This is a genomic window from Paraburkholderia atlantica, assembly GCF_000092885.1.
In the GTDB taxonomy this organism is placed as follows: domain Bacteria; phylum Pseudomonadota; class Gammaproteobacteria; order Burkholderiales; family Burkholderiaceae; genus Paraburkholderia; species Paraburkholderia atlantica.
This window is the reverse complement of the sequence record NC_014118.1, coordinates 1,682,932-1,705,852: the sequence shown is the minus strand read 5'-3', so window position 1 is coordinate 1,705,852 and position 22,921 is coordinate 1,682,932. Positions and strand designations below refer to the sequence as shown.

At 62.0% G+C, this 22,921-nt stretch carries 23 protein-coding genes; 13 read left to right on the top strand and 10 right to left on the bottom strand.

Features of this window, described 5'->3' with window-relative positions; translation table 11 throughout:
* Positions 1-194 precede the first annotated feature (194 nt).
* From BC1002_RS23700 to BC1002_RS37890, 4 genes are all read right to left on the bottom strand, one after another.
* Positions 195-584 carry a hypothetical protein gene (locus BC1002_RS23700; protein WP_013092534.1) on the bottom strand — a complete coding sequence of 130 codons (390 nt, stop codon included), beginning with the start codon at positions 582-584 and terminating at the stop codon, positions 195-197.
* A gap of 303 nt (positions 585-887) precedes the next feature.
* Positions 888-1,427 (bottom strand): thioredoxin family protein, encoded by a 540-nt coding sequence (locus tag BC1002_RS23695; protein ID WP_013092533.1) that lies wholly within the window; start codon positions 1,425-1,427, stop codon positions 888-890.
* 1 nt (position 1,428) lies between these two features.
* Positions 1,429-2,145 (bottom strand): cytochrome c biogenesis CcdA family protein, encoded by a 717-nt coding sequence (locus tag BC1002_RS23690; protein WP_013092532.1) that lies wholly within the window; start codon positions 2,143-2,145, stop codon positions 1,429-1,431.
* Positions 2,146-2,312: 167 nt separating this feature from the next.
* Positions 2,313-2,468, bottom strand: a complete 156-nt coding sequence (locus BC1002_RS37890) for a hypothetical protein (RefSeq protein WP_193373047.1) — start codon at positions 2,466-2,468, stop codon at positions 2,313-2,315.
* A gap of 224 nt (positions 2,469-2,692) precedes the next feature.
* On the opposite strand from BC1002_RS37890, the gene BC1002_RS23685 reads away from it, so the two are divergent.
* The 4 genes from BC1002_RS23685 to BC1002_RS23670 all read left to right on the top strand — a co-directional run bounded on the left by BC1002_RS23685 (position 2,693) and on the right by BC1002_RS23670 (position 5,723).
* A complete protein-coding gene (locus BC1002_RS23685) occupies positions 2,693-3,736 on the top strand; it encodes an alpha/beta fold hydrolase (RefSeq protein ID WP_013092531.1) in 1,044 nt (347 codons plus the stop codon).
* Positions 3,737-4,114: 378 nt separating this feature from the next.
* Positions 4,115-4,462, top strand: a complete 348-nt coding sequence (locus BC1002_RS23680) for a DUF4148 domain-containing protein (RefSeq protein WP_013092530.1) — start codon at positions 4,115-4,117, stop codon at positions 4,460-4,462.
* 40 nt (positions 4,463-4,502) lie between these two features.
* Positions 4,503-4,847: a DUF4148 domain-containing protein gene (locus tag BC1002_RS23675; protein ID WP_013092529.1), complete on the top strand. Its 345-nt coding sequence runs from the start codon at positions 4,503-4,505 to the stop codon at positions 4,845-4,847.
* A gap of 87 nt (positions 4,848-4,934) precedes the next feature.
* Complete coding sequence (locus tag BC1002_RS23670; RefSeq protein ID WP_013092528.1) at positions 4,935-5,723, top strand: alpha/beta fold hydrolase; 789 nt, start codon at positions 4,935-4,937, stop codon at positions 5,721-5,723.
* Between the two features lie 23 nt (positions 5,724-5,746).
* Here BC1002_RS23670 and BC1002_RS23665 read toward each other — a convergent pair whose 3' ends face one another.
* The gene (locus BC1002_RS23665) at positions 5,747-6,220 is read right to left on the bottom strand and encodes an Lrp/AsnC family transcriptional regulator (protein WP_013092527.1); all 474 of its coding nucleotides are present in this window, start codon (positions 6,218-6,220) and stop codon (positions 5,747-5,749) included.
* 336 nt (positions 6,221-6,556) lie between these two features.
* Here BC1002_RS23665 and BC1002_RS23660 point away from each other — a divergent pair, with 336 nt between their 5' ends.
* Positions 6,557-7,186, top strand: a complete 630-nt coding sequence (locus tag BC1002_RS23660) for a LysE family translocator (RefSeq protein WP_013092526.1) — start codon at positions 6,557-6,559, stop codon at positions 7,184-7,186.
* A 265-nt stretch (positions 7,187-7,451) separates the two neighbouring features.
* Here BC1002_RS23660 and BC1002_RS23655 read toward each other — a convergent pair whose 3' ends face one another.
* The 4 genes from BC1002_RS23655 to BC1002_RS23640 form a co-directional block, all read right to left on the bottom strand.
* On the bottom strand, positions 7,452-8,252 hold the full coding sequence (locus BC1002_RS23655) for an SDR family oxidoreductase (RefSeq protein WP_013092524.1): 801 nt from the start codon (positions 8,250-8,252) through the stop codon (positions 7,452-7,454).
* Positions 8,253-8,357: 105 nt separating this feature from the next.
* Positions 8,358-8,513, bottom strand: a complete 156-nt coding sequence (locus BC1002_RS36615) for a DUF3309 family protein (protein ID WP_013092523.1) — start codon at positions 8,511-8,513, stop codon at positions 8,358-8,360.
* 228 nt (positions 8,514-8,741) lie between these two features.
* Positions 8,742-8,951, bottom strand: a complete 210-nt coding sequence (locus BC1002_RS23645) for a hypothetical protein (protein WP_013092522.1) — start codon at positions 8,949-8,951, stop codon at positions 8,742-8,744.
* Positions 8,952-9,297: 346 nt separating this feature from the next.
* Positions 9,298-9,516, bottom strand: a complete 219-nt coding sequence (locus BC1002_RS23640; protein ID WP_013092521.1) for a hypothetical protein — start codon at positions 9,514-9,516, stop codon at positions 9,298-9,300.
* A 628-nt stretch (positions 9,517-10,144) separates the two neighbouring features.
* Here BC1002_RS23640 and BC1002_RS23635 point away from each other — a divergent pair.
* The gene (locus tag BC1002_RS23635; protein ID WP_013092520.1) at positions 10,145-12,298 is read left to right on the top strand and encodes a serine/threonine protein kinase; all 2,154 of its coding nucleotides are present in this window, start codon (positions 10,145-10,147) and stop codon (positions 12,296-12,298) included.
* 28 nt (positions 12,299-12,326) lie between these two features.
* On the opposite strand, the gene BC1002_RS23630 is transcribed toward BC1002_RS23635, so the two are convergent.
* Positions 12,327-14,363 (bottom strand): SUMF1/EgtB/PvdO family nonheme iron enzyme, encoded by a 2,037-nt coding sequence (locus BC1002_RS23630; protein WP_013092519.1) that lies wholly within the window; start codon positions 14,361-14,363, stop codon positions 12,327-12,329.
* A gap of 312 nt (positions 14,364-14,675) precedes the next feature.
* Here BC1002_RS23630 and BC1002_RS23625 point away from each other — a divergent pair, with 312 nt between their 5' ends.
* The 7 genes from BC1002_RS23625 (at position 14,676) to BC1002_RS23595 (ending at position 22,908) form a co-directional block, all read left to right on the top strand.
* A complete protein-coding gene (locus tag BC1002_RS23625; protein WP_013092518.1) occupies positions 14,676-15,179 on the top strand; it encodes a DUF4399 domain-containing protein in 504 nt (167 codons plus the stop codon).
* A gap of 46 nt (positions 15,180-15,225) precedes the next feature.
* Positions 15,226-15,663, top strand: a complete 438-nt coding sequence (locus BC1002_RS23620) for a DUF4399 domain-containing protein (RefSeq protein ID WP_013092517.1) — start codon at positions 15,226-15,228, stop codon at positions 15,661-15,663.
* Positions 15,664-15,914: 251 nt separating this feature from the next.
* Positions 15,915-16,193 carry a hypothetical protein gene (locus tag BC1002_RS23615; protein ID WP_013092516.1) on the top strand — a complete coding sequence of 93 codons (279 nt, stop codon included), beginning with the start codon at positions 15,915-15,917 and terminating at the stop codon, positions 16,191-16,193.
* 312 nt (positions 16,194-16,505) lie between these two features.
* On the top strand, positions 16,506-17,918 hold the full coding sequence (locus BC1002_RS23610) for an efflux transporter outer membrane subunit (RefSeq protein WP_013092515.1): 1,413 nt from the start codon (positions 16,506-16,508) through the stop codon (positions 17,916-17,918).
* Between the two features lie 239 nt (positions 17,919-18,157).
* On the top strand, positions 18,158-20,767 hold the full coding sequence (locus BC1002_RS23605; protein WP_013092514.1) for an FHA domain-containing protein: 2,610 nt from the start codon (positions 18,158-18,160) through the stop codon (positions 20,765-20,767).
* Positions 20,745-22,118, top strand: coding sequence for a beta-barrel domain-containing protein (locus tag BC1002_RS23600; RefSeq protein WP_013092513.1), 1,374 nt, complete (start codon positions 20,745-20,747; stop codon positions 22,116-22,118). The genes BC1002_RS23605 and BC1002_RS23600 overlap by 23 nt, the downstream gene beginning before the upstream one ends.
* 37 nt (positions 22,119-22,155) lie before the next feature.
* Entirely contained in the window at positions 22,156-22,908 is a 753-nt protein-coding gene (locus BC1002_RS23595; RefSeq protein WP_013092512.1) for a peptidylprolyl isomerase, read from the top strand.
* The last annotated feature ends 13 nt before the right edge of the window (positions 22,909-22,921 follow it).

The window sequence follows — 22,921 nt, the reverse complement described above, 5'->3', positions numbered from 1 at the left end:
TCGAAAGCCGCCGTCTGACTACAGTTCACAATTGGCGACGTGAGAGTCAAGCCAGCACAGAGTATCCGCTGCGAACGAGGATGGCAAATGCAGGCGCGGTGTGCGGAAATGATCGGTCGAACTAAGACCGCGATGCGACGAGCGGGCGTGGCGTGGCCGGCCCGCCTAACGGGTGGATAGGCATTCTTCGAGCATCAGTGCCGGCGCTGAAATTCCCAATTGTCCGAACCGGACCGACAGAATCGCGGAGTGAGATGCATCGTTTGCCCTCTCGCACTGAGGTCGATCGCCGCGACGCGGCACGTTCGCGCCTCTTCCTTGACCGTGTGGGAAGGCGTGATCGTCGCGTGGACCCGGGGTCTGTTGCGCGTAGCGTCGTTTGTCCAGTTGAGTGTCTCTCCATCCTGCTTCGTATCGAGTGCCTGGTTCACCGCGGACTGGATCGATTCAATGTCCGCTTGCCGCATGAGACTGATCGGCGTATCGCTCAGGAATCCAAGGTTGATGGCCGCGTGAGCGCCCATTGTTCCCAGTACGAGAAAGCTACCAATAACCACTTTGTACAGCCGCGACGGTACTGACATGGGTTGGTTCTCCCGAGAAGAGATCATGCGGAGATTGATGGGCCGGAAGGACAATAACGGCAATGACAGCCGATAGTACCACTTGAAAAGTCTTCACGAATGCGCTCGTGCGGCCCGGGCGCGAAAGGTCCCTTTACACCTTGAAAGAGTCGCCAGCAGCGAATCTGGAGCAGGTTTTCGCGGTCGAAGAGAAGCCCGCCTGATCCGAACGGTTCGGGTCAGGCGGGCTTGCGCGATCACATCTAGCGTCGCTCGATACGGTCTGATCGTTGGAGATCAGCGTCATCGCGATGGAATGCGTGGTCAGTTCTTCTGCGCGAGCAACGCCTGAATCCTGGCTTCGGTCTGCGCGTAGTCGCCTTCTCCAAAGTGCGTGTAGACGATATGACCTTGCTTGTCGATCAGATAGAACGCCGGCCAGTACTGGTTGTTATAAGCATTCCAGGTCGCGTACTGATTGTCCTGCGCAACCGGATAGGTGATGCCGAGCCGTTTGATCGCAGTCTTCACATTGCCGGTGTCGCGTTCGAACGGATATTCGGGCGTATGCACGCCGATCACGGTGAGACCCTGATCCTTGTACTTCTGATTCCAGCTTTTCACGTAAGGCAGCGTGTTGGCGCAATTGATGCAACTATAGGTCCAGAAGTCGACCAGTACCACCTTGCCGCGCAATTGCTGCAATTTGAGCGGCTCGCTATTGAGCCATTGCGCGATGCCTGTGAGCTCGGGTGCGGGCGGCCCGCTTTCCTGCGGTGCGGCGATGGCGGCCGTACTCGCCGTGATCAACGCGCAGGCGGCAAACGCGGTGGACAGTGCGAAGGTTTTCAATCGGGTAGTCATGTCAAAGTCCTTTGAGTGAGGGAAAAAGGCCGGCGAGCCGCGCGTACAGCAGCACGTCGTACTGCAAATAGATGGCGAGTGCGGTCAGCATCACCAGTACGCCGAATACCTGTTGCAGGCGCTCTGCATGACGTGAGACGACACGTACATGACGCGTTACGTAATGTCCGCCGTAGATGATCGCGAGCATTGGAATCGCCGCGCCGATCGCATACAGCGTGAGCAGCAGGGCCGACCAGCCGAGATCCTGGGCCTTCACGACGAGCACGAGAATCGACGCGAGCACGGGGCCGGCGCAGGGCGTCCATACCGCGCCGAGCGACATGCCGAGCACGAAGCCGCCCGCGTTGCCGCTGCCCGGCTGCGTGCCCGGCGCCATGGCCGCGCCGATCCGATCGAGCGGACCTTGCAGTTGCGCGACGAGCCAGTCATAGGGGCGCGGCCAGATACGCAGAAGTCCGGACAGTGCGAGCAACGCGATGCCGGTATTGCGCAGCACCTGTTGCGCGACGTGTACGGTGCTCGACACCGCGCCCAATAGCAGCGCGAAAGACGCGAAAGTCAGAATGAAGCCGGCAACGATGAACAGTGGCCGCGTGCGGCTCGGTCGTTCGACGGACGTGCCGAGCAGGATCGGCATCACCGGCAGCACGCAGGGAGAGGCAATCGTCAGCAGCCCGGCGAGCAGGGCGAGCGGAGTTTCGAGGGTACTGTGCATGATGGGCGTTCCGTTGGCTGGTGTGACCGTATTGGAACGCCCGGGCGTATCTGGTTTATGTCGCGGATCAGGCGCGCTTGCAATGTTGTGTGTCTGCGCACGGCGCAGATACATTGCGACACAAATCGGCTGCGACCCGATGCGCGCGGCGGTGCAGGAGCGCGTGATCAGCGCGTCCTGCGCTTGCGCAGCGCGGTTCCCGTGACGGCAGCGATTCTATTCGCGCCGGACGTGGAGAACATCGGCATACGCTCCTCGCTTCTCAGCAACAACACGACCGGCTTCGTTGAATGGGGAAGGCGTTGCTGGTGGATCTCGGGCATGTGACCAGTCGATGGTTCGTGTGTTGCCCACAAAGCAACGATATGTGAACTTAGTTGCTCTTGCCGGTGACAGCGTGTGCTGCCACTATTCATCTCAAGCGGTGTTCGATTCGTTTCATCCCATTGCCAATGAAGTCCGCTGTGTTCGCATGCGGCTGCGCGACATCGCGCGCAAGCGGACCCGATCAATTCCGTATCAAAGCCTTGCCTGAAGGAGAACAACCATGTCGGATCAGATCAATAGCCGTCGCCGCCGCTTTCTCGGAACGGCGGTTGCGGGTATCAGCCTGCTCGAATTGGGACTGAGCGGGCTCGCGCATGCGCAATCGGCCGACACGGCCGGCAATGCGAAGGCAGGCGCGCGCGTGGCGTCGTTCGAAAACATTCGCTCGATCAATGCTGGCACGCTGAGCATCAGCTACGCGGAAGCGGGCCCGCAGAACGGACCGGTGGTCATTCTTCTGCACGGCTGGCCTTACGACATCCACAGCTTCGCCGAAGTAACACCGTTGCTGACGGCGGCCGGTTATCGCGTGATCGTGCCTTATCTGCGCGGCTACGGCGGTACGCGTTTTCTGTCGGCGGATACGCCGCGCAACGGTCAACAGGCAGTGGTCGCGGTCGACATCATCAACCTGATGGACGCGCTGAAAATCGACAAGGCCGTGCTCGGTGGCTTCGACTGGGGCGCGCGCACGGTGAACATCGTCGCCGCGTTGTGGCCGCAACGCGTGAAGGCGATGGTTTCGGTGAGCGGCTATCTGATCGGCAGCCAGGAGGCTAACCGCGCGCCGTTGCCGCCGAAGGCCGAGCTCACATGGTGGTACCAATTCTATTTCGCCACCGAGCGTGGCCGTGCCGGTTATGAAGCGAACCGTCATGACTTTAACAAGCTGATATGGCATACCGCCTCGCCGAAATGGAATTTCGACGACGCCACGTTCGAACGCTCCGCCGAATCGTTCAATAACCCGGACCATGTTGCCGTAGTGATTCACAACTACCGCTGGCGTCTGGGACTCGCGCAGGGCGAGTCGCAATACGACGAACTCGAAAAGCGCCTTGCCACCGGACCGACGATCGCGGTGCCCACCATCACGCTCGAAGGCGATGCGAACGGCGCCGCGCATCCCGAGCCCGCTGCATACGCGAAGAAGTTTACCGGCAAGTATCAGCACCGCAACATCAGCGGCGGCATCGGGCACAACTTGCCGCAGGAAGCGCCGAAAGCTTTCGCGGATGCGATTCTCGACGTCACGCGCCTTTGATCGAGCTCGCGTTCGCCGGCTTCTCTCTTCTGAACGGAACCCCAGCAGCCGAACGCACGGCTGCTGGGGTTTTTTCATGGGCGGACCATTTGCAGCACACCTGTAACTCGCACGACGCATGCGACGCCGGTCCTGCGCCGCATGTTCGGAAGCGGGTTTTGTATCGCAATGTATCAACGGCGTACGCAGACAAACACGCTTGCAGAAATGGGGGGTGACGAAAACATTGCAGATACGTTGGGGCGTTCTAATGTCTTCACGCAAGGTTGATTCACAACGTTGCGTGTGAATCAGGCGGGGCATCACAGTGAATCTCGTTGATGCCTTTGTGTCCCGCTCAATCCTTATCCCTGATGGTTTGATACCCGGAGAAGACTCATGAAACTCGTTCAATCGCTGATCGTCGCTGCACTCGTCGCTGCTCCTGTCGTTTCGTTCGCACAATCGCAACCGCAACAGGCGCTCACTCGTGCTGAAGTTCGCGCGCAGGTGGTCCAGTTGCAGAAGGCCGGCTATAGCCCGGCTAGTGACAACGCGCAATACCCGCAGAACATCGAGGCAGCAGAAGCGCGTGTCAGCGCGGGCAACGACGCTACCGCTTACGGCGGTGTCGAGAATGGAAGCTCGGCTTCCAGCTCGCATGTGCCGATGAAGCATGCGGCCGCGCACCGCGCTAACGACGGCTCGAACGTCGTCGGCCTTGGCTCGCTCTACGCGCACTCCTGATTCGTTGATCCCTGAATGTTCTGATACCCGGAGAAGACTCATGAAACTCGTTCAATCGCTGCTCGTCGCCGCACTCGTTGCTGTTCCCGTTGTTTCGTTTGCGCAATCGCAACCGCAACACGCGCTCACTCGTGCTGAAGTCCGCGCGGAGCTGGTTCAATTGAAAAAGGCCGGCTACAACCCGGCCAGCGATAACACCCAGTACCCGCAGAACATCGAGGCGGCCGAGGCGCGCATCAACGCGGGCCATGACGCAGCCGCCTACGGTGGCGTCGCGAACGGCAGTTCGGCTTCGGGCTCGCACGTGCCGATGAAGCATGCGTCGGATGGCGTGTATGACGGCTCCAACGTCGTCGGCCTCGGTCCCATCTACGCGCATTCGTGATCGATGCAAACGAGCAAGGCGTCCGCGCGCACCGATTCACGTCGACGCGCGGACGCCTTGTTTAACCCACCTGACGAGATAAAAACGATGACCACGCTGCTGAAAAAAATTCTCGGTTCCGTTCTGTTGCTGGGCGGACTGTTCGCATTGCAGGCCACGGAATTCGCGCAGGCTGCGCCGTCCGATGACCTGAAAGGCAAGAACGTCGTGCTCGTACATGGCGCTTTCGCTGACGGGTCCAGCTGGGACAAAGTGATCCCGTTGCTCGAAGCGCGCGGCCTGCATGTCGTGGCCGTGCAGAATCCACTGAGTTCGCTCGCCGACGACGTGGCGGCAACCCGGCGCGTGATCGCGCAGCAGAACGGGCCTGTGATTCTCGTCGGCCATTCATGGGGCGGCGTAGTGGTCAGCGAGGCCGGCAACGACGACAGGGTGAAGAGCCTCGTATACGTCGCGGCATTTGCGCCGGACAACAGTCAGTCCATCGCCGACATCACGAAAGACAAACCCGCCCCGGTCTGGGCTAGCGAGTTGCGCAAGGACTCGGCCGGCTATCTGACGCTATCGACCCACGCGGTGCTCGACGACTTCGCGCAGGACCTGCCGCTGCCGCAGAAGCGCCTGATCGCGGCGACCCAGCAGCCGTGGGCCGCCGGCTGTATCGACGACAAGGTGACGAACGCCGCGTGGCATGACAAGCCGTCGTACTTCGTGGTGTCAGGCCGCGACCGCATGATCGATCCTGCCTTGCAACTGGAGATGGCGAAGCACATCGACGCGAAGATCACGCGTGTCGACACGAGCCATGTTGCGATGCTGAGCCAGCCGCAAGCGGTGGCCGACGCGATCATCGCCGCGTCGCGGGCCGCGCATTGAAGCGCGCGCAGCCTGATTGCCAATCAGATTGCAATCGACGGAATGCTCTTCATGCAGCGCAGCGCGAACATCGAGCGGCTATGGCGAATGCCTGCGATCTTGTAGAGCTTTTCTCGCAGGAAGCGTTCGTAGCCAGCGGTGCCGTCTACCGCGACCTTGACCAGGTAGTCGTAATCGCCGGACACCAGGTACGCTTCGAGCACTTCGCTGAGCGTGGCGAGCTCGGCGCCGAAGCGCGCGAGCGCGTCTTCGTCGTGGCGGTCCAGCGTGACTTCGAGCAGCACGACGTCCGCGAAACCGAGCTTTTGCTGGTCGAGCAAGGCGACATAGCCGCGGATATACCCTTCGTTTTCGAGCTGCCGCGTGCGATTCCAGCACGCGGTGGTCGACATGCCGACCAGTTCGGCAAGATCCGCATTACTGAGCCGGGCGTTCTTCTGAAGCTCGCGCATGATTTTGCGATCGAGGGCGTCGAGCGGGCGGTTTCGGGTGTTCATCAACGATCTGGGAAGAATATTTTGCAAAACGATATTGTAAGTGAAGATCGTTCCGAATTGGCGACATCGGCTGATGAGTTTAAGAAGCCTATCCAGCGGGGCTCACAGTATATTTTCCGCATGCATTCATGCCCGGGACAACCGCCTGGATCGCAGGCCTCGCGCCGGCGATCCTCCGTGGCCACAAGCCACTTTTTCGGTGTCTCGCCGCCATCACGGTAAGGCGGCACGCGGGCGAATTCCGGCGTTACCCACGCCGGAAGGCGCGCTCGCCGGGCATGGACGCATGTCGCCGCATGTGTCTATCGCAACTCTCTTTTGCCCGCTGATTCGCCGATGCCGATCCAGTTGTATGTTTCGTTTCTTCTCGCGTCCGCCGTACTCGTTTATTCGCCCGGCCCGGTCAATGTTCTTACGATGAGTCAGGCGCTCAGCGCCGGATGGCGCGCCGCATTGCCCTGTGTATGGGGTGGCACCTGCGCGGTATTGCTGCAACTCGCTTTTACCGCGTTGTGTCTGAACTCGCTATTGCTGATCGATGAGCGCGCGCTAATCGTGTTGCGCTGGGCCGGCGCGATTTATCTGCTTTATCTGGGCTTCAAACAATGGCGAAGCGGCACATTCGCGGCTTCGCCGCTTTGGTCCGATAGCGCCGGACAACGCGGTTTGTTTTGGCGCGGCTTCGCGACGTCGGGCCTGAATCCGAAAACGCTACTGTTCTTTCCGTCTTTCTTTCCGCAGTTCATCAGTACTTCGTCGAATGAAGCGCATTGGTCGGCCAACCATCAGTACCTTTTGCTGGCCAGTACTTTTGCGCTGATATTCGCGTTGGGCGTCGCATCGACGGCAATCTTCTCGCATCGTCTGCGCACGGTTCTGCAGCGGCCGACGCGGCTGCGCATCGTGAACCGTCTGATGGGTAGCTTGCTGGTAGGGATGGGCGCGCTGATGGCGGCGGTACGCTGACTACGCAACTAGTCGCATACCGCCGCCGCGGGAACAACGTCACCCTTATCGTCTGTACCGCCCGATATCAATGGAAAATCAAGTACAGGATGATCAGTACGATCAACGGAACGCCGAGTAGCCAGCCAATCAGGTAAGGCATGATGTCATCTCCTTTCGTATTAAAGTTCGAATACGCAGGACTTTCAGCAGGCGGCGTGCCTGAGTCGGAACGCACTACGCTGCGACGCATGGAGACGGTCGTATTTCATGACCATATGGTTCTTTAGCCGTTATTCGAAAAGCCCGGATACAGCGTCATTCCGCCATCGACGAAAAGCGTCGTGCCGACGACGTAGTCGCTTTCATCGGACGCAAGCCACACCGCCGCCTTGCCGATATCTTCCACGGCACCGACGCGCCCGTAGGGGATCAACTGCAGTAGCTTGTCGAGTACCGCTTGGGAATCCCACGCGTCCTGATTGATCCGCGTGCGGATCGCGCCCGGCGCAATCGAATTGACGCGAATGCGCTCGGGCGCGACTTCCTGCGCCAACGATTTCATGAACATCTGAATGCCGCCTTTCGACGCGGCGTAATTGACGTGCCCCGCCCACGGAATGACCTCGTGAACGGAACTCATGCAAATGATCTTGCCGAGTGCTTTCGATACCGTCGTCGGGCCGCGTCGGCGGAATTCTTTTACCGCGGCCTGGCAGGTTAGAAACTGGCCGGTCAGATTCGTCGACAGCACGAGTTGCCAATCGTCGAGCGTCATGTCGGCGAATGCGCTGTCCTTTTGCAGTCCGGCATTCGCGACCACGATATCGATGCCGCCAAAGCGCGCGCGACTCGCCTCGAAGAGGTTCGCGACCTGAGCGGGATTCGACACGTCGGCGTGAATCGCGATTGCCGATCCGCCGGCTTTTTCTATTTCGTCGGCGAGCTTTTCATCAGGTTCCGCGTGCGAATGATAGTTGAGCACGACCGCCGCGCCAGCATCCGCGAGTGCTTTGGCGACGCCATAGCCGATTCCCGAACTCGCGCCGGTAATCAGCGCGACCTGATTGGCTAGTAACTTTTCCATTGAGTGCTCCGGCAACGACGAAAAGGCGCAGCCGCCACCTACCGGCACACGAGATCGCGCGGATAGACGGCGGCCCGCCTGGTGTTCCAGTCCACGACGCGTGGCCTATATCACGCCGGCAACCAGCAGAACGATTACCACGATCAGTACGATGCCAAGTCCGCCGGTCGGACCATAGCCCCACGCCCGGCTGTGTGGCCACGCCGGAAAAGCACCGATCAGCAGCAGAATCAGCACGATGAGAAGAATGGTTCCTAGCATGTTATGACCTCCGCCTGGTTGAAGGGGACCTGCTGTACCTAGGTTGGCCAAGAGGCCGCAGGGTAATCCCTAGAGAGCAAGCCATGTGCCCACGGCCGATCTTTTAAGAGGATCACAGTGGCAGCGCACGCCGCGTGCGGAGATTCGCGAGTCAACCAAAACGGCACCCTTCGCGCTCAGAAACGTGAGCAGGGTGCCGTTTTTCTAATTGCGGACACGTCGCGCGTCCTATAGAAGGTAGGGTCCGTTGATGCGGCCTTCGAAGATCGCGGTGTTGATGTCCCAATCGTCGACGGTACCCGTGCCGCCACCGTCCACCTTGACGACTGCCGAACGGCCGCCGCGCAGCGTCTTCATCTGTTCGGCGCTCAGCGTTTTGTCGTTGGATGGCTCGCCCGCGCCGGGCGGCAGGTCTTTGATGATCACAGTGGCTTTCATGGCATTGCTCCTTGACGTGGAAAGGCGAGCGCAGTGCGGCGCCCGCGCCGATTTCTGCAAGGCCTATGCCAATGTTGTGGGAAGTGAGCCGGAAACGGCAGCGGGGGCCGCGATGCGAAGCCTGGCAAGGATCCGCGCGATAGCCGCATTGAATCGCACTGGACACGACCGCGATTGCGAGTCGAAGTGTTTGCGCGCATCGCACGGGTCGTATGCGAATGGTTGGGACGCAGCGCAGCGTTGCGCGTCGCGAACACAGGCGTCCAACAGTCAATCGCAAGCACAAACGGAAACGGCACGCGCCATGTGCGCGTGCCGTGATGGTGAAACGCCGTCGCGAGCAAGGCTACCGACGTCGCCCTTTGCGCGGCGAGGCGGCTTCCGCGATACGCAGATGCGCGGCCGGGAAGCCCGGCGGATATTCGACGACGCGCGTTGCGGCCGGCACCAGCGGTGCGGCGAGACTCGAGCGCGCGCCGACCCGGGCGCCGCCGACGATTGCAGCCATCGCCTCACGGTCCAGTTGGACGCTTTCGGTCAGATCCTTGATGCTCAGCTTGGCCATGACGGCTCCAGAAAAACGCGCCGGCGGCCAGACCCGTTCGGGTTCCGGCCGCCGTGCTCGGAATGTGTTCAGTGCGCTATTCGCTGTACTGAGGTCGCAACGCACTATCAGTATAGGAAATCCGTTCGCGGCTTTCCTGGCCTTGCTGTCGAGTTGTTCGGTAACGGACGGGTCTTTGATGATCAGCATTTTCACGGTGAGTCGCCTGAAGGAAGTTTTCGCCGTGTTGCGAGTGGTTTCGAGCAATTCGTTTGCTCGGACATCACTAACGTACAGGCTTTGCCAGTCTTAATGAAGTATCCTGAGGAAAGCGACGAAACCTTGTCATTTAAGGGCTTTGCGCGTGGTTCGGCCGCCGTGCCGCTCAGGTCGAACCACGTTGATTCGCTCCAGGCGGTGGGGGCCGTCCGACATCGCGGCGACCCCTGTTGGATGGCGCACGACATTGCGCGAACCGGCACGCTGCGCGGCGCGCGGCTCATGCCTGGTTTGCCTGGTTTGCGAAAGCGCGGACCGGGAGCTAGTATCGAAACGGCACATGTAACTGGATACGACAGCTTTTCTATCGACCCGCGTCGTGTCGGTCGCATGCGACACGGTCTAGCGGCAACGGCGGTGCTTCGCAAAAATGGCTAGCCTTGCGCGTGTGATTCTCGACTTCCAGAGCGGCGAGCTGTCGCGTGACGAGTTCGTCGCGCAGCTCGACAGCGCGTTGTCGACCGAGCAACTCGGTCCGACGCGGCTGCTGGAGACGCTGTACGCCGCGCATCATCAGTCGCCGTTGCCCGACGATCTCTATCTGGAAGTGCGGCGGCGCATCGAGCTGCTGCGCGTGTCGAACGTTGCGGCGGGTGGCGAGGAAACCGGCATACAGACCACAGTCGATCTGCCGTCGCTACGGTCGTCTAGCGCTGGCAGCGCGGGCACCGCGAGTTCTGCCGGAAGCACCGCCCAAGAGACCATCAAAGGCATCGGCGATACGCTGAACAACCGCTTCGTGCTCGAGGAGTGTCTCGGCGTGGGCGGCATGGGCACCGTGTACAAGGCGCTCGATCTGCGCAAGCTCGAAGCGTCGGACCGCAAGCCTTATCTCGCGATCAAGGTGCTGAACGTCCAGTTTCGCGGCAATCCGAATTCGCTGGTCGCGTTGCAGCGCGAGGCACGCAAGGCGCAGGTGCTCGCGCATCGCAACATCATCACCGTCTACGACTTCGACCGCGACGGGCCAATCGTCTATCTGACGATGGAGTACCTGAGCGGCAAACCGCTGAGCCAGCTGCTGCGCACGCCTGGATATCAGGGCATGCCGGTGCGGGCCGCGCTGCCGATCGTGCGCGGCATGTGCGCGGCGCTCGCATACGCGCACGAGCGCGGCTTCGTCCATTGCGATTTCAAACCCGCGAACGTATTTCTGACCACGAATGCCGAAGTAAAGGTGATCGACTTCGGCATCGCGCGTGTATTCCAGCGGCCGGAAGAGGAGAGCGACGCGACGGTGTTCGATCCCGGCAGTCTCGGCGCGTTGACGCCGGCGTATGCGAGCCCGGAGATGATCGAGCATCGCGAGCCTGACCCGCGCGACGATATCTACGCGCTTGGCTGCATCACATACGAGCTGCTGACCGGACATCATCCGTTCGATCGCCTGTCGGCCACCCAGGCGCGCAATGCCGACTTCAAGCCGCAGCGTCCGCCGAATCTCGACGCGCGCCAATGGCGCGCGTTGCGTGCGGCGTTGTCGTTCGATCGCGATACGCGGATGCCGAGCGTCGTGCGCTTTATCGCCGAGTTCGACAATGAAGCTCGCGCGGAGAAGTCCGGGACGCTCGCGTGGACCGGGCTCGCTACTCTGGCCGTCGTGTGCGCGGTCACGGTGGGCGTGTTCGCTTTTCGCTCGGGGTCCAGCCGGCTGCAGGCCGCGCGATCCGAGGCGGCGGGACCGCTAGGCGATCAGGTCGATCGGGCGGCTGCGGCGTCCGCGGTCGCGCCTGCAACGAATGCCGCACAGACAGCGCCTCCTTCCGCTGGCGCGAATGAAGGAAGTACAACAACGGGCGGCGCGGCCGCAACCGCAACTCCGGCGCCCGCGCCGAAGCCCGCGTTGACGCTTGCCGCGATCGCGCCCACGCTTGCCCAGGTACCGTGTTCGGCTTTATCGGGCGCGGTGCAGGACCACGCATTGACGGTGCGCGGTTTCCTGTCGCAGCGGTACGGCGCCGCGCGTCTGAAGGAGACCTTGGCGACGCTGCCCGGCGTCGATACCGTTTCGCTCGACGTGCGGCCGCTCGCCGACGATAAATGCGATTTCGTCAAAACGCTTGCGCCGTTTCTGGTGCGCAACTGGCAGACGGGACGGGCGGCGTCGCTGCACATGCGACCGCCAAGCGGTTTGCTGACCGAGAACGACTCGCTGGTGGTGGACCTGAAAGCGCCCCCGTTCGATTCCTTCGCGACCGTCGACTACTACCAGCTGGACGGCCACGTCGTGCACATGGTGCCGAGCCGTCTGTGGCCGGACAATCAGATGCAGGCGAATGGCGGTCCGTACACGATCGGCAGCACTGCGGGCGATTGGACCGTATCGAAGCCGTTCGGCTCGGAGATGGTGGTGCTGGTGGTGACGCCGGTGCCGCTGTTCGACAAGCTGCGCCCGGAAAGCGAAGCGCGCGCCGATTATCTGCGCGCGCTGGAGACGCGGCTCAAGCAGATCGGCGGCCAATACGGGCAGGATCGTCTATTGGCGGATTTCGCGCCGATTACGACCAAACCCGCCAAGCCATGATCCGTCAGAGGGCCAATGGAAACGGCCCTCAGCGCAGATCTTTGACGACGCGAAAACCGTTCTGCGATTGACGCACGCCCGCGCTGTACTTGAAGCGCGTCGCGCTGAGCATGTAGTCGCCCCCCTCGCGCCATGAGCCGCCGCGAATCGCGCGCATCTCGCAGCCGGGCGTGTCCCACGCATGGCCGTCGACCGGTGCGCCCTGGTAGGAGTTGTGCCAGCAGTCGGCGGTCCATTCCCAGACGCCGCCGTTCATGTCGTACAAGCCGAGCGGATTCGCGGCGAACGTGCCGACGTTTTCCGGCCCTTCCTTGTGCCACGGGTCGCCGCAGTCCTTGCAATTGGCGTTGCCCTTGCGCATCTGCTCGCCCCACCAGTACGCGGTCGTGGTGCCGGCGCGATCCGCATATTCCCATTCGGCTTCGGTCGGCAGACGGTACGGTTTGCCGGTCGTCTTGCTGAGCCATTTGACGTACTGCTGCGCGTCGTCCCAACTCAGATCGCGCGCGGGTGCGGTCTTGATGCTATTGCTCTCCGGCGTCAGCTTCTGGCATGCGCCGGCGGCGACGCAGACATTCCATTGCTCGACCGTCACGGGGAATTTGCCGATCGCGAAGGGTGCGCCAATGCTCACGTGATGCACGGGCTTTTCCGACGGGTCGTCGGTATTGCTGCCCATTGCGAACGAGCCTGCAGGTACCGCGACCATGATCGGACAGGCGGCGCAGTCGCGGATTTCACCGGCGGTCGGCGGATGCGCGACGGTCTTTTCGGCGAATGGCGCGGCGGCGGCGGGCGGCGTCGGCGCTGGCGCTGGCACTGGCGCCGCAGCGGCGCGCGGTGGCGGCGCGGCTGCGCTGGCTTGCGCCGCGGGATGCGCGACCTGCGCAGGTGGCGCGGGTGGCGCGATGTGACCGCTCTGCGCCGCGGGCGCGGCTGGCGGCGCAGCATTCACCGCGGGAGCCGATGCCGCCGCGCGCAATCGATCGATACGCGCATGCGCGAGTGTGGCGAAGCGGCCATTCGGATAGGCCTTCAGATAAGCCTCGTAATCGGCTGGGTAGTTGCTGTCCTTGATCGACTCCCAGAACGTGATTTCGTATTGTTCGCCGCTTTCCTTCGGCATGATGCCGCGACTGCGCGGCGTGATGGAGCGATCGTCCGACGTAATCGACGACGCGACAGCGCGTTCGCCACTAGCCGGAATGGAAGAACGCGCCACGGAGAGCCACGGTTGCTGCGCGCCGCGTGTGGCGGCGCGCACTTCGGCGGCGACGTGCCGGAACAGCGCGGCGAGCGATTCAGACGATGCGTCGGCATCATTGAGCGCCTGCAGCAAGGCACCGGTGTAGACGCCATGCCGCGGACCATCCGCCGCGAAGCCGCCCGGCGCGGTTGCGTAGGCAATCACGGTGTTGGATGCGACCTTCGATTTGTCGATCCCAATCTCGGCGGGCGTAAATGGATTGTCGAGGCACGTATCGAGAATCACCAGATTGAGCCCGCCAGCGCGAGCGGATTGCATCGCATGCAAGACGGTATTCAGTTCGACGCCGTTATTCAGTAGCGACACCGGTGCGCGGTTATCGGCTCGAGCATCGAGTCCGGCCGGCACAAGCAGCGTTTGTCCGGCCACCTGCATGCCGTGTCCGGCGAAATAGAACAGCCCGATATCGCCTGTTTTCAAACGCCGTTGAAATTCGTCGATCGCCGCGCGCATTTGCGGCGGCGCCGCATTCGTACGCGTGATGACTTCGAAGCCTCGCGCACGAAGTGCTGCGCCGATCGATTCGGCGTCGCGCGGCGCGTTAGCGCGAATCGGGGTAGGGGCGCCACCGTACTCGCCATTTCCGATCACGAGCGCGATACGCCGCGAATGGGTGTCGTCGCGTGACGAAACAAAGGGTGAACGCAGCCAAGCGGTATCCGCCGGCAGCCCCGGCGCACTCGTCACCGAAGCCGCCGCGCTCTGCTCGATCAATTGACGTTGCGTCGCGGCACCGGCACTGTCCCACTGCGCCTGGATTGCCCCAACCACGCACACCAGCAGGAATCGTCGCCACATCGTTTTATCCTGTTTGTACCGGACAGAATTCAGGCATTCGTGCACCACGATCGCGCTGTCTGCGCGCATTATTAACGATAGCACGCGCTTCGCGTCATCACTGTCCGGGAGTCCTGAACGCGTCATACGGTTAACGAGCATTGCGTATCTTTTTGGCAAGTTACGTTCTAAGCTGATTCACAAAGTCACCTCAGACGGCCGTTTTAACTAGGTGGCTGTCTGCTGGTTTCAATCCGCGACAAGCCGCTCGAACACCCGGATGGCCATCGATAAGCCGGGCCCAGCCATGACTCCTGTTCGGGAGAGTGCGCTATGCGAAGAACCCGTGTTTCCTCTCTTTTCGGCAGACGTGATCCGGCGCATGCGCATTGCGGCGGATTGCGCGCGGCGGTGTGCGCGACGCTCGTCGCGGTGTGCCTCGGTATAGGAGCTGGCGGTGTCGCGCGCGCCGAGCAGACGGCGTCACCGCCGGGGGCGGAGGAGTACATCATCTGGCCGTCGGATGGCGCGGTGATTCACGGCGGCAAGCTGTGGGTGCGCATGGGGCTGCGCAATATGGGCGTGTGTCCGAAGGGCATCGCGTTTCCGAATACCGGCCACCATCATCTGCTGATCGACACGGATTTGCCCGCGCTCGACCAGGAGATTCCATCGGATCGCCAACACCTGCATTTCGGCGCGGGCGAAACCGACGCGCGCATCGAGCTGCCGCCCGGCAAGCACACGCTGCAGCTGATTCTCGGCGACCATCATCACGTGCCGCACAACCCGCCGGTGTATTCGAAGAAGATCACCATCACTGTGGTGAAAGACTAACGCGATCCGTTGGTTCGAACTGGCCAAGCCGGAACGGAGAGTCCTGATGAACAAGATCATTGCGGCCGCGGCATTCGTCGCAGCGGCGCTGGCGGCATCGACAGCGCCGCAGGGTGGGTGGGCAGACACACCGTCGCCGCCCAGCGCATACGCATACATCGGCTATCCGAACGATGGCCAGGTGGTGCCCGCCAATAAGCCGTTTCGCGTGTGGTTCGGCCTGCGCTTCATGGGCGTCGCGCCGAAAGGCGTGAAGTACCCGAACACCGGTCACCACCATCTTCTGATCGATAGCGAGCTGCCGCCGATGGATCAGGAGATACCCTCGGATCGCCATCATCTGCATTTCGGCGCGGGCGAAACGGAAACGATGATTTCATTGCCGCCGGGCCGGCATACATTGCAGCTGTTGATGGGCGACGACATGCATATACCGCACAACCCGCCGGTGTATTCGAAGAAGATCACGGTGATCGCGCGCTGACTGTCATCACGCAGCCAACAATGCCGCACGCGCTGTTGGCTGCGATCCACCATTTGCGAGCCTCGCTCCGTCGGTCGCTAGCGACGGCACTGCGGGTGCGTTCTTCCAGGCCTTTGCTGCAAGGCCTTCAGGACGCGAATGACGAAAGCAAAGCACTCTTGGCATATCCCATGCATCAGTAGCGCCCGAGCAGACAAGTTGCTCGAAGCCGACGCACAACGATGCGCTTTCCCTTTCCCAGGAGTTTTGCCATGAAATCGCTGATGATCAAGGACCTGTCCAGCACCGAACGACTCGACAGCAAGGCGATGAGCGCCGTGCGCGGCGGCAACAGCTACTACTGCCCGATGCCGTCGTACCTCAGTATTCCGCCCGTCTATGCGCCGACCAGCATCAAGAACATCTGCCCGACGCAGTCGATCAACACGGAAATGTACATCCAAAGCGACAACGGCAACGGCTCGGCGCTGGTCAGCGGTACGACGACCTACATTGCACCGACCGTGTACAACGTGAACAACGCGAAGTGAGTGGCGCGCGTACGCGCGCCCCGAGCGGCCGCGTGTGCGTCCCCAGCAGGTGCGTCGCTCAAAACGACCGCTCATTCGATCGTCCTTTCCACGCAACCTTCGCGTATCCGCCGCTCCCCGCATCGATATTTCCGCCGCTTCATCGCTGAAGCAGCGCGGAAGCGGCTCGGCCCGAAAAGCCGGCATCTCGCGCGAAACGGGCGGGTGCAACTGGAGACAACCGTGTCAGCATCACCAGAATCGTCGTTCGGTTTGTCGTGTGATTCGCCGGACCTTCAGCGGGATTGCGCCGCAATCGCGGCGCCGCGCCGCATGGGCCGTGTGCTGCGCGGCCTCGGCGCCACTGCGATGTGCGCGTTGGCGTTGAGTGCCTGCGTCGACGTCAGGATGCCGGCTTATCAACGCCCCGACACGCCGGTCAAGACATCGTGGTCCGATCGGCAGGGCGCGCCGGTATCGGCTGCGGAGACGATCGAGCGCGACTGGTGGAAGGGCTTTCAGGACCCGTATCTGGATACGCTGATCGACAAGGCGATCGACGGCAACTTCGATATCCGGGTGCTAGCCGCGCGTATCGAAGTCGCGCACACGCAGATCAGCGAGGCGGGCGCGGCCGCATTGCCGACGGTGGACCTGGGTGCCGGCGCCGACTTCACGAAGACGACAGGCCAGCCTTTGACGAGGACCTACAACGTCGCGCTGCAGGTGAACTGGGACATCGACATCTGGGGCAAGGTCGAAAAAGGCGTCCAGGCGCAAAAGGCCGAATTCCACGCGACCGAGGCGGATTGGCGCGCGGGGTATCTCGAACTCGTCGCGAATGTGGCCAGTACCTATTTCCAGATCCTGCAATTCGACGACCAGATCGCACAGCAGCAAAAGACCATCGCCACGAACAAGCAAATCCTGACGATCTACGAAGGCCAGGCGCGCAACGGGATCGTGCCGCAAACGCAGGTGTTGCGTCAGCAGGCGGAGATCAACCGCCTCACCAACGATCTGTACGATCTGCGCCGCTCGCGGGCGGTTTCCGACAACGCATTGTGCACGTTGCTCGGCGTGCCGGCCGGCGAATTCCATGTGCCGCAGGGCCATTTGCAGGAGCGCGTGAAATTGCCAGGCGTGCCCGATGGCTTGCCCGCGCAGTTGCTGTCGCGTCGCCCCGACGTGGTGGCGGCCGAATTCAGGGTGCTCGAAGCCTATGACCTCGTCGGTCAGTCGAAGCTCGCGCAATTGCCGAGCATCGGCCTGACCGCGCAGGGCGGCACCGCAAGCGTCGCGCTTAACCAGTTGCTGAAGTCGTTCACGTTCGGCCTGATGCCGAGCATCAACTTTCCGCTGTTCGATCCGGGCGTGCGCGCACATGTAAAGGTGAGCGAGGCGCAATCGAAAGTCGCCGAACAGCAATATCGGGTGGCCGTGATGGGGGCGTTCGAGGAAGTGGAGAACGCGCTCGTCAATCTGAGTGCGCATAAGGCGCAGCACGAAGAATTGCAGCAGCAGGTGGCGCGCTTGCAGATCGTCGCGGATCAGATCCAGTCGCAACTGCACCTTGGCGTCGTGTCGCAACTCGAGGTGTTCGAAGACGAGCGGACCCTGCTGCAGGCGCAACAGGCGTTGCTGGAAAACCACCAATTGATTCTGTCCGACACGGTAACGCTTTATAAGGCGCTCGGCGGTGGATGGCCGGGTGTCGACGTGCAGGCGCAGGCCAAAGAGAAGTAACGAAGCATTGAGCTAATCCACGAGTTGGCGTACCACGCGGGTATTTCGTCGGTTGACGACTTAGCCGCTGTCTTCTCATCCGGCGATATCCAAATTGACACTCTCGATGCGTGACTTAAAATCCTTTAGGGGTCAGCGTTTGCGTGGCTCTTCGCGACAATTTCGTTGGGCCGTCGTTCTTTGTCCAGTTCGCCCCGCGTTCCCGCCGCGGCAGGTAAACGCTTAGCGTTCCAGAGAAAATGGCCACCGGCGAAGCTCCGATTGCTGAAATGCGCACGACACCGGACGCTGCCTTCGACGTGGTGTTGTCGCCGGTTGCGTGCGCGCAGCGCCCCGCGCTCGACGCCATTCGCATCGTCGACAGCCTGTTCGCGATCGGCCGCAGCGAAGCGCCGTTCAGCGACTATCCCGCGCAATGGACCGCCGGTCTGTCGCGCCGGCATGCGCGCGTCTTCATCGAGCATGGCGCGATTTATGTCGCCGATCTCGGCAGCAAGAACGGCACGACGGTCAACGGCATTGCGGTGCGGCAAACTCCCGCTCGCGTGCGCGCCGGCGATGAACTCTGCTTTGGCGGCGAACTGTGCTATCGCGTCGGCGTCGAACCGCGCGCGCGTGTCGTCACGGGTGGAAGCGCTTCTCACCTCGCTCATCTATTGCTGGTGCCGCAGCGCGACGATCTGGGTCTGCAACCGGTCGACGTGCTGGCATTTCCGTTCCTGGTCAGCAAAACGGACGAGATCTTCTCGCGGTACAAAGACCGTTATCCGCACCAGGTCAATTACATCTCGCGGCGCCATGCGCACCTGTTTCTGAAGGGCGGCCAGCTCTATGTCGAGGATCTCGGCAGCACCAACGGCACGTTCGTGAATGGGCAGCGGATCGGTGAATCGGCGCTTGCGCTGGTGGATGGCGACGTCGTTGCATTTGGCGGCGACCACTTCGTCTACCGGGTGTCGCTACAGAACTCCGCCGACGCCGAACCCACCGTGACCCAGCTTTCTCTTCGTCCCGCTGCCGACAATGCCGCCGATGCCGACAAGACGACCTTCGTCGGCGCGGCGCACTCGTTTCTCGACATCTTTTGCGTCGATCCGGCGCTGCAACGCGAAGACGAAGTCAATGAGGCGGCGCAGCCGGGCTCCGCGCGCATGAAGCGTGACGGAGCAGGCACCGCAGGCGCGCAAGGCGCGAAGAGCGCGCAGGGGGCGCATCCGGCCGAGACGAAAGACGGTGCCAATGAAAGAAGCGGCAAGGGCAGAAGCGCGGCAAAAAGTAAGCCGCGTCGCTGGAAGATGGTCGCCGGCGAACTCCACAAGGCGTTAGCGGACGGCGAGCGCACCAATGTGCGCCGCGCGGCGGCATGGGGCGGTGCGGGTGTCGCGCTCGTGGTTGCGCTTGGGGTGGGCCTCTATCTGCACGGTTCATCGGAACGCGAGTTGAAGAGCCTGCTCGCGAACGGTGATTACTCGAGCGCCCTGACGGTGGCGCGTGGCTATCTGGCCACGCACCCGGCGGACACCAGGATCGGCGCGCTTGCCAGCGAGGCGTTGCTGAAAGCGAACTTGCCGGGCTGGATCGAAGCGGTGCAAAAAGCGCGGTTCGATCAGGCCGACGCGCTGCTGAAGAACATGAGGGCGTTGAGCGCGACGGGCTCCGATGCCGCGTCGCTGGTCGGCGAATTGCAGTGGGTCGGCGATCTCGAACGCTTCGTCGCGGCGCGCGGCGGCGTCGACGCGCCGATCCGCATGTATACGGACGAAGCGACCATCAACGGCCTGCTGCACCGCTGGGACGACGACGCGACGAGCCATCAGCGCGCGCTCGACCGGATCGCGAGCTACGTGCCGGCCTTCGCGGAACCCTACGCGCACACGCTCAGCCATCTGCGCAAGCTCGAAAGCGACGATTCGGTGTACGTCGCTGCGATAGAGCGGCTCAATGGCGTGATCCAAACCGAACTCTCGCGCGACAAACCCGACGCGCTGCCGCCGGTATTCGACGATTACGCACAGCGTTACCCACGGCTCGCGGGGCTCGATAGGGTGCGCGACGATTTGCGCCAATACACCGCATTGCTGAATGCCGCGTTGAGCCGTCAATTGACGTCATTGCTCGCGATGATGAAAACGGCGCGCTTCAGCACGCCGCCTTTCCAGGCGCAATACCAGCAGCTTGCAGCCACGCGTTTGCCGTCGGCGGACATCGTTCAACGTCAGGACGCGGTCGATGCCGCGTGGCAGCGCGGCGACGCGCAGCAGGCGCTGAGCGATTTGCAATTGATGCCGGCGAGCCCATGGTCCGACGTGCTCGCGGCGGAAGCGGCGCACAAGAAGGCGCTATCCGATCAATACAACGATCTGCAGAAAACGCGTGGCGGGAAAGATTACGACCAGCGTCTGCTGTCGTTCTACGCAAGCCTCGATCCGCGGACCGACGCATGGTTCGTGCAGGCGATCCAGAAAGACGTCGCCGCGTTGCATGACAACGCACTCGCGCATGCGCAGGATCTGTTGCTGCGCGCGCAAAGCCTGTGGAAAGAGTACCGCGCGAACGGCCCGATCGGCGGCACGCAGCGGCTCGAAGCCGGCATCTCGCCGGGCTTTCGCAGCGAGGCGCGTCTGCTTAGCGACGCGCAAACGGCGGCACGGCAGGGCATGCGCATCTATACGCAGCTGAAGGCCGATCATCCCGCCGACTTCGATCGCCTGCTCGCGGATATCGACGCCGAGGCGAGTTTGCAGCGCCGCTCGTTGACCGAGTTGCGCATGGTGCTGGACCCCGGGCTCCTGAAAGCGAAGCTCGCGTTGATTGGAGGCGATCAGAGTGAAACGCGATCCGCACCCTAGACCGTTGTCGGAGGCGCTCGAAGATCATAGCGTCGAAGGCATCGCGATACTGACTTCCGAGCCGGTGCGGATTGCCCGTGCGCTGATCTGGGCGATGGTTGCACTGGTCGTGTCGGGCTTGTTGTGGTCGTTCGTCGGCCGCGCGGATGTGATCGTCAGTGCGCCCGGCACGTTGTCGCCGGAATCGGAAGTGCGGCGCATCTATGCGCCGATCGACGGCGAACTCGCGGATCTGTATATCGCCGAGGGTCAACCGGTGTCGAAAGGCGACGTGCTCGCGCGGCTCAATGCGCGCGGCGCGATCGAGGCTGCGAGCAACGCGTTACAGGCGCAACTGAAACTCGAAGACGCCGAGCGGGAATGGAAGCAGTTTCCGGAGAAGAAGGCGTTGATGGAACGCAAGGCTGCGTCGTTGAAGGCGCAACTCGAAGTCGAAGAGCGCCTGCACGAGAATCGCGTTTCAGAAGGCACGACGAAGCTTGCCGAAGGGCAGAAGGCCGAACTCGACGAAGCACGCAGCTCGCTCGACAACGCGCGCCGCGCGCGCGAAGCGGCGAATCAGGAACTGGATCGCTATTCGCGGCTGTTCGCGCAGCCGGGCGGCGGCGGCATTGCCGAATTGCAGGTCGAGCAGAAGCGCACGGCCGCGCTCGAAGCGGATAACGCTTACCGTGTCGCGCAGTCGAAGCTGGCCGAGCTGGACTTTCGCCTGAGCCACGAATACGCGCAGGCGAATGCGCAACTCGCGACGAGCGGCCAGCAAAGCACCGATCTGCAACTGCAATACGATCAGGCGGTGCGCGATGTCACCGATGCGGAAGACAAACTGCGCGTGCAATTGCAAAGCGCGCGTCTCGAAGCCGATGCGGCCGCGCGCGTGCGCTTCGAGAACATCGACAAAGACAACTTTCTGCTGATTCTGGCGCCGGTTTCTGGCGTGATTACCGACGTCACGTCGACGCAGCGCGGCGACAAGATTCAGGCGAATGCACCGCTAGGCGGGATTGCGCCTAAAGACGCGCGGCCCGTGCTGAAGATCGAAATCTCCGAACACGACCGCGCCTTTCTGCACGTGGGGTTGCCGGTCAAACTGAAGTTCAATGCGTTTCCTTACCAGCGCTACGGATTGATCAGCGGCACGCTCGCGTATATCTCGCCGGCCACGAAGCCGTCCGCGCAGGACAAGCAACCGGTCTACGAAGGCCGCGTCACGCTCGACAAGGATTACTACCAGGTGGCCGGCACGCGCTATCCACTGCGTTACGGCATGACGGCCAGTGCGGAAATCGTCGTGCGCGAGCGGCGCCTGATCGACCTCGGTCTCGATCCGTTCAGAGAGGTGGCGGGTTGAGCGCGCGAATCAAACATCCAAGGAAGGAGCAGAACAAATGACCGCGATAGTGCGTATCGATGACGAAGTCGTGGACGTCGACGAGTTCATTCGTCTTCTGAAACTGACCGGCCAGTTCGAGAGCCTGATCGAGCAGATCGTGCGCGACAAGCTTACCGTCCATGCGGCGAAAAAGCAGGGCGTCACCGTCAGCGCCGACGAGATCCAGCAGCGCGCCGACCAGTTTCGCCGCGTGCGCGGGCTGCATCGCGCGGCGGACATGAATCATTATCTCGACGCGCTGCACGTGAGCCTCGACGAATTCGAGGTGTTCATTACCGACGGGCTCTATCAGGAGAAGATGCTCGATGACATCGGTAACGACGCGGCGATCCGTGATTACTTCGCGTTGAATTCACCAAAGTTCGACGCGATCGAAGTCAGCCATATCGTGCTCGATAGCGAAGGCAAGGCGAAGGAAATGATCTCGTACCTGCACGATGACCCCGACGCGTTCGCCGACATGGCGCGGGAGCATTCGATTGCCGACACGCGCGAGTCCGGCGGCGTGATCGGCAAGGTACTGCGGGGTTCGCTGAAGCCCGATATCGAGGCGAAGATCTTCAATGCGGCGGTCGGCGATCTGCTTGGGCCGTTTCCGTCGGCCGACCGTTCGTGTTTCGAGATCTTCGCGGTGACGGCCAAATATCCGGCCACGCTCGATGCCGACGTGGCCACCGAAATCCGCCGTTTGCTGCGCGAGAGCTGGCTGATTGCCCGCGCCCAGGAACACGTGATCGAAGCGCGCTAGTACCCGACTAGCG